The sequence below is a fragment of the Cupriavidus necator genome (assembly GCF_040578825.1).
Classification (GTDB): Bacteria; Pseudomonadota; Gammaproteobacteria; order Burkholderiales; family Burkholderiaceae; genus Cupriavidus; species Cupriavidus necator_E.
Map to the genome: position 1 here is coordinate 1 of NZ_JBEFLI010000140.1, position 6,509 is coordinate 6,509.

Sequence of the window (6,509 nt, forward strand, 5' to 3'; positions counted from 1 at the left end):
CCCGCCATAAGGCAGGACAGGCAAGGGCAATGCGCGGCGTGTCAGGGGCTGGTCCATATCGTGCCTCCGCCAAAGGCGGGCGCATCGCGGCCCGCATGCGTCAGCGCGGCGATGGCCCGCGCTGCCAGGTCGATGTCGAGTTCGCTGTGCCGCGCCGTCAGCAGCACCGTCAGCCGCGGCCGTGCCGCGCGGCACACCCGCGTCAGCAGCACGCGGATGCCCTGCGCCAGCAGGCCGCGGTACAAGGCCTGCAGGGCCACGCCGGGCGCGGCCGAAAACGTTTGCACCGGGAACGGCAGCGCCGTGCCGCGCGCCACCAGGCCGGCCCGCGCCAGCCGCTCGCGCAGCCGCGCCACCAGCCGCGCTACGCGGGCGCGCAGGGCGTCGCCGCGCACCGCGTTGACGGCCAGCGCGTGCCGCGCCGCCTGCAGCACGGGCACCGACGGCGGGCTGCAATGGAGCTGCGTGTCGCTGTGCGCGCGGAACTGCGCTACCAGCGCGGCACTGCCGGACAGCACCGCCACCGGCGCGCCGAACGCCTTGGCCAGCGAGGCCCCCACCACGAGATGCGGGCCCTGTACGCCATGCCAGCGCAGCGAGCCGCCGCCGCCGCGGCCCAGTGGTGCCGCGGCATCGGGTTCGCCATCCGCTGCGGCGTTCGCCGGCGCCTGCGCGGCGTCACGCGTGCCCAGCACGCCCAGCGCCTGCGTGTCGTCCAGCACCAGCCAGCCGCCATGCCGGCGCGCCAGCGCGGCATAGGCCGCCACCGGGGCCGCGCCCCCGCAGCCCGGGCAGAAGCCGTCGGCCACGATCACCGGCCGGTACCCGCGCCGGTGCCAGTGCGCCACCTGCCGCGCCAGCGCATCGGGATCGTGGTGGCCGAAGCGCGCCACCGGCACGCCCAGCACCGCGGCGCGCTCGATGCCCCAGCGGGCGATCGGGTAGCTGCCGGCATCGACCTGGATCACGATGCGCCCGGCCAGGCGGCGCAGCACGCCGAACAGGTCCCGGAACAGGTGCAGCGTGGATGGCAGCATCAGCGCCGCCTCGCAGCCCTGCAGCCGCGCCAGCTGCTCGGCTACCGTGGCACTGCCCGGCGGCTCCCGCAGCGCCGCCGGCTGCCCCAGCGACAACATGTCCCAGTGCGGCAGCGCGCCGCTGGGGTGCCGCATGCCGAGGTAGAGAGCGGAAGTGAAGTCGGGCATGGCGGCACCAGGGCAGGGTGGCTTGGCGTAGCGCGGGCAGGGGTTCTCACGCAGTGCGCTGCTGCTGCGCCAGCCGCTTTTGCAGCAGCACCGAAGGCATGGTGGCCTCCACCTGCGTATCGGCCTGCTCGGTGGTCAGGTCGACCCCGGTGGCGGCGCGGTACGCATGCACGTAGCCCTGCACCTGCGGGCGCCAGAAGCGCGCCCAGTTGAACGCCTGCAGCGGCTCGTACACCACGCTCCACGCGCCGTAGCGCACTGACAGCAGGATCTGCTCGCCGAACGCGCCCAGGTTGCGGAAGTGCAGCACGCTGGTGTCGGACCACCCTTGCAGCTTCTTCATCGCGTCCACGCGGTCCATCCACGGCTCCGGGTAGGCCACCATCACGCGCGACGGCAGGAACTCGCGGAACTCGGGCCGCGCCAGCAGCCACTGCTCCATCATCATCTCGATGCGCGCGGTCGAGGTCAGGTCGCCGAACTGGTTGTGCGCGCCCTGCGACAGGATCAGGTGCACCTCCTTGAGCGCATTGAGCACCGGGAAGGCATCGGCCTTGACCGTGGTGTCGTCGTCCTGCCGGTAGAACGCCGTGCACAGCCGCAGCAGGTTGTGGAAAGCCTCGATGAACTTCGAGCGCGTGTCGGCCGGGCGCATGTCCTGCACCGCCTTGCCCTGCAGCCGCAGGCCGTACTGGTGGTCGTACTCGTAGTTGCGCCGTACCACCGTCAGGCGGTGCTGCTCGTCCTGGATATAGCCGAACAGCACCGGCGCCAGCGGCCGCAACCCGTCGATCTCCATATTGGCGAGGGGGTCGGGCGAGCCGGGCGAGCGCACGTTCTGGAACCTGCGCGCCACCGCCTTCACGCTCTGTGCAAGCATGCCTTCCTCATGCCAGTAGGACCAGATCAGTTCCAGCAGGCACGGCTCATCCAGCTTGCGCTGCAGCAGCGCGTAGCTGCGCCCTTCCTGCGGGGTGCCGCCGCGCGCCAGGCCGCGCAGGCTCAGTTCGGGCAGCTTGCTGCGGATGATGGCCAGGTAGGGCAGCGCGGTATAGCCGTCGCCCTGCTCGAGATACTGCTTGTTGAAGACGGAGAGCAGCGTCCGGCCCGGTACCGGAATGCCGCGCCGCTCCAGGTACTCGAGGTCGGGGCGGCCGGTGAACGCGGCCTGGTGGTCGTCGGTGCGCATCACGCCGCTGTTGACCATGACGAAGGCTTCGGTCGCGGCCTTGACCAGGCGGTAGGCATCCGTGTCCGTGAACGGCAGCAGGCGGCGCTTGCGCAGCGCGGTGTATTCGTCGCGCGTGGCGCGGCTGAAGCGTTGCTGCTCGAAGTCATCCAGCCCTGCGCTGTCGTCCCGCCCTTCGAACAGGTAGTCCATGAACTTCAGGTAGGTGTTGAAGGACAGCGCCTCGGTGCAGTTCAGGATGGCAGTCCAGAACGCGGTGTCCTCGCTGAACTGGCTCGAGGTCCGCTCCAGGCTCGCCTTCACGGTGCCGGAGATTTTCTGCACCGGGGCTTCGTCGACGTGGAAGGTCTGCACGTCGTCGACCAGCGCGCGCCGTTGCCCGGCGGCGCCGGACATGTGGGCGAACCAGAACTGCAGCCGGCTGGTCATCGGGCCCGGTTCCGTGACGTTGGCAACCCAGCGCTGCGGGCTGTCCGGCAGCGCGTGCCATCCTGACGGCGGCGTGATGCCCCACTGCGGGCCGACCGTCAGGTCGGTCTGCGCGATCAGTTCGACGCGATCGCCCACGCGCGGCACGCCAGGGATGCCGTTGTCGCCGGTGCCGTTGGTCTGGACCACGATGCCTTTGGACGGCAGCAGCTCCAGCGCACGGTCCATCTCCGGATCGAACTGGCTGATCGCGAACGGATAGTGCTCATAGACCGCGTAGTAGCGGTAGCCCGGCTCGATGTCTTTCAGCGGCAGGCGGGCGCGGCCGTCGCGGTCGGTGTGGGCCTGCGCGACCCGGTGCCGGGCCTGCCAGCGGGCAAAGAAGTCCGCCGGCTGGTCGGGGTGCGCGCGCAGCGCCTCCGGGTTGTCCAGCATGCTGCGCACGGCACCGTCGGACTCATCGTCACTGACCTTCCACAAGCCCACGGTCGCCTGCCTGACCGGCCGCCCCGTGGCGCCGGCGTCCCTGACCACGACGCTCACGCCGCTGTCAGACTTGTTTCCATTCGTTGCCATTTCACGCTCCTCAACGGATAGTCAGGACTGGTTGTCCGGTGCGCAGCCTCGCGGCGCCCCCGTTCTGCCGCGCCGCGAGCCACGCGTCGCGGGCCGGGGCGCTTTCCCCGGTCGTCCCCCGGTTCGTACTCGACAGGCACGTCTGCGCCGATTGCAGCGTGCTGCGCAGCGCCCAGTGCGTCAGCAGCCGCGCCAGCAGCTCGCTTTCGCCTTCGGGACTGAGCTGCGCGTTGGCGCGGGCCTGTCCCAGCACCGCGAACACCAGCGTGGGCGACGCCAGGTAGGCGTCGGCCGGGGCCTGGCACCAGCGTCGGTACAGTGCCGCAAGCGTGCGGGGCTGGCGCTCGCCCACGGCCAGCGCCTCCTGCACCGTGCGGCCGCGCAGCGCGGCAGGGCGGTGCTGCACCAGCAGCGTCACGAAAGCCGGCAGGCTGGCCTGCAGGCGCTCCAGCAGTTGGCGGCGCTGCGGTTCCAGCGTCGCCAGCGGGTAGAACGATTCCCACAACGCGGCCAGCCGGTCCCACTGCGGGTCGGGGTAGAGCGCCTTGCCGATCGCGCAGCTCAGCTTCACGCGCAGCCACGGCACCGGATGCGGATCGTCCATGCTGAGCCGGAACACGAACGGCCGCGGCAGGCTGACCACGGCCATCAGCCCCTGGGTGGAGCCGATGCCCACGCGCGCCACTGACCACAGGTCGGCCACGATCTCGGAGATCCACCGTTCCCACAGCAGCCACAGGTCCGCGTCGGTGCCGGCGCGCTGCAGCCCCTGCAGCACCGGCCGCAGCGAAGCCGGCAGGTCCAGCAGCGCCGCCGCCTGGTGTCCCACCTCATGGATCAGCGACGAGGCGATGCCGCTGCCGACCATGCGCTCGCGCGGCACGCGGATGATCGCTACCGGGTTGGCGCCGCCACCCGGCAGGCGCGTGCGCGCGCGCCGGATGGCCGCGCCGATGCCGCGGTCGAGGTAGCAGATCACCGGCGGCGGCCGGTAGTAGCCGCCGGGCAGCGCCAGCGCGTCGGCGGAGACCACGTCGAGCCCCGACAGCCAGACCCCGGTCTCGTTCTCACAGCGCTGCGAGATCACGTCGTAGAACATGTCGAACTGCGTCAGCACGGCGTTGAACTTCAGGCGCAGGATGGTGAAGCGGCGCTGCGCCTCGGCCGTGCTGACGGCGCGTGCGCGCGGGCTGCGCAGCCAGTCCAGGTAGCCCCGCACCAGCCGGCGCAGGTCGCGCCGGCTGGCCATCAGGAACTGCTCGATCGCGGTCTGCGCGCCGGGCAGCAGCGCGGCGGCACCGACCATCGGCTCGAGCAGTGCGAAGGGCTTGACGCGGCCCAGGCGCACCAGCAGGGCGCGGGCCTCCTGCTCGAGCATCCACGTGGCGAACGGAGCGACGGACATGGCGCGGTCTCCTGGTCTGTGGCACGCGGCGCGCTTACGCGCCGTTTACATGCTGCTTACACGCCGTACAGCACGATGCGGTTGCCGCGGCGCATCCAGCGCCCGCCCGAGGCGCGCATGCCGGCTGCGCCGTTGCCCGTGCCGCCGCCCGCGCCAGCAATGAGCCCCGGCGCCAGGCGCCGCACCGCCGCCGATGCCGCGGCCTGCGCGGCGGCGCGCGGATCGGTGCCTTGCGGCGCGGCGGCTGCGCGGCGCACCGTGTCGGCAGCCACGCGCACGAACTGGCGCGCGCCCTCGAACTCGCGGTCCTCCTGCTCCAGCGTCTCGGCCTCCAGTCCCAGCGCGCTGCCCGCCGCAGACGCCAGCCCGCTGCCGATCTTGGCGCCGAGCGGCCCGCCGAAATAGGCCCCAATGGCACCGCCCGCAAGCGGCAGCGCTTTCTTGGCCACGCCCTTGAGCGCGCCGCCCACGGCCCGCCCGATCGGTGAGCGGATCACCTTGCCGGCCACCTGCCCCACGCGCTTGATGATGCTGCCAAGGAACTGCTCGAGCTCGGCCTCGTTGCTGACGCCAAGCAGCTCGCCCGCGAGCTCCATCTCGTCGGCTTCGCTGAGCAGCGTCTCGCCGTAGGTTTCCTGCGACTCGAACGATTCGCCGCTCCATTCCTGCTCGCCGAATTCGAAGCCGTTTTCAAACGACTCGAAGGACTCGAAGGATTCGAGCTCAGGGCTGTATTCCATTTGGGTACGGTCGATGTCATGCATGATGGGTTCCTCGACATGAGTGAAGACCAGCGGACTGGCAGGCGTGCCGGCGCGTCGTCCCGTGCGGGTCAACAGCCGGCGACGATGATGTAGCGGCCCTGTCGTCTCCAGCGGCCGCAGGCTCCCGGCGCGCAAGCGGCATCGCGCGCCGGCTGGCGCCGCGCGATGGCGGGTGGCGCCGCGCCGCGAGCCACCCCGAGCAACCCTGGTGCGTGATGCCGGGCCGCGTTGACCATGGCCGAGGCGGCCAGGTCGCGCGGCGCACTGCCGGGCTTGCCGGGCAGCAGGCCGGCATGCCTGACGGCATCGGCCGCGAAGCGCACGAAATGGCGCGCGGCCTCGAACTCCTTGTCTTCCGGGCTCAGCCCCTCGAGCTCCAGCCCGAACAGCCGGCCCGCGGTCTTGGCGGTGCCGTTGCGCAGCACCGGCGCTGGCTGCCAGGTGGCTGCCGGCCCGGTGCGGCGCACATGGGCCGGCAGCACGCGGCGCGCGGTCTGCGCCAGCAGCCCCAGCAGCGCCTGCTGCACCGGCGCCGGCACCGGCCGACCCGCCGCGCGCGCGGCATGCCCAACGAGCCGCCGCAGGTAGTCGCGCAGGCCGGGCTCGTCGCTGACCTCCAGCGCGGCGATGGCGAACTCCATTTCGCCGGAACCGCCCAGCACTTCCGCTTCAGCCTCGCGCACCGCGTCCGGGGTTGCAGCGGCCGGGGTCGGGCCGAAGCCTTCCATGTCGGGGCTGTAGCGGACGAGGTTGCGTTCCATGGCGCTCTCCTGGCTGGGCGGTTGCCGCGGTGCGGGCCTGACGCCTGACCACCGCTGTCGCGGGCAGGTAGGTGCAAGCGGTGTGCCATGGCCGGAGAGGGCCGATTTAGGGCGTTGACGGCGCGCGGGGGCGAAACGTGTTTCGCGGTGGGGTGGAAAACGGCTTCTGGGGGCGAAGTG

5 protein-coding genes are annotated in these 6,509 nt (G+C 71.7%); all 5 read right to left on the reverse strand.

Annotated elements, in window-relative coordinates; all coding sequences use genetic code 11:
* Positions 1-41: 41 nt before the first annotated feature.
* Positions 42-1,205, reverse strand: a complete 1,164-nt coding sequence (locus tag AB1I47_RS33135; protein ID WP_354687880.1) for an aminotransferase class I/II-fold pyridoxal phosphate-dependent enzyme — start codon at positions 1,203-1,205, stop codon at positions 42-44.
* A 46-nt stretch (positions 1,206-1,251) separates the two neighbouring features.
* The gene (locus AB1I47_RS33140) at positions 1,252-3,399 is read right to left on the reverse strand and encodes a hypothetical protein (protein ID WP_354687881.1); all 2,148 of its coding nucleotides are present in this window, start codon (positions 3,397-3,399) and stop codon (positions 1,252-1,254) included.
* Positions 3,400-3,409: 10 nt separating this feature from the next.
* Complete coding sequence (locus AB1I47_RS33145; RefSeq protein WP_354687882.1) at positions 3,410-4,804, reverse strand: hypothetical protein; 1,395 nt, start codon at positions 4,802-4,804, stop codon at positions 3,410-3,412.
* Between the two features lie 56 nt (positions 4,805-4,860).
* Positions 4,861-5,568, reverse strand: coding sequence for a hypothetical protein (locus AB1I47_RS33150; RefSeq protein ID WP_354687883.1), 708 nt, complete (start codon positions 5,566-5,568; stop codon positions 4,861-4,863).
* A 68-nt stretch (positions 5,569-5,636) separates the two neighbouring features.
* Positions 5,637-6,329 (reverse strand): hypothetical protein, encoded by a 693-nt coding sequence (locus AB1I47_RS33155; protein ID WP_354687884.1) that lies wholly within the window; start codon positions 6,327-6,329, stop codon positions 5,637-5,639.
* Positions 6,330-6,509 lie beyond the last annotated feature (180 nt).

Excerpts from the sequence above, each read along its gene's own strand:
- AB1I47_RS33135 (WP_354687880.1), bottom strand. The coding sequence starts at position 1,205 with ATGCCCGACTTCACTTCCGCTCTCTACCTCGGCATGCGGCACCCCAGC.
- AB1I47_RS33155 (WP_354687884.1), bottom strand. The coding sequence starts at position 6,329 with ATGGAACGCAACCTCGTCCGCTACAGCCCCGACATGGAAGGCTTCGGC.
- AB1I47_RS33145 (WP_354687882.1), bottom strand. The coding sequence starts at position 4,804 with ATGTCCGTCGCTCCGTTCGCCACGTGGATGCTCGAGCAGGAGGCCCGC.
- AB1I47_RS33140 (WP_354687881.1), bottom strand. The coding sequence starts at position 3,399 with ATGGCAACGAATGGAAACAAGTCTGACAGCGGCGTGAGCGTCGTGGTC.
- AB1I47_RS33150 (WP_354687883.1), bottom strand. The coding sequence starts at position 5,568 with ATGCATGACATCGACCGTACCCAAATGGAATACAGCCCTGAGCTCGAA.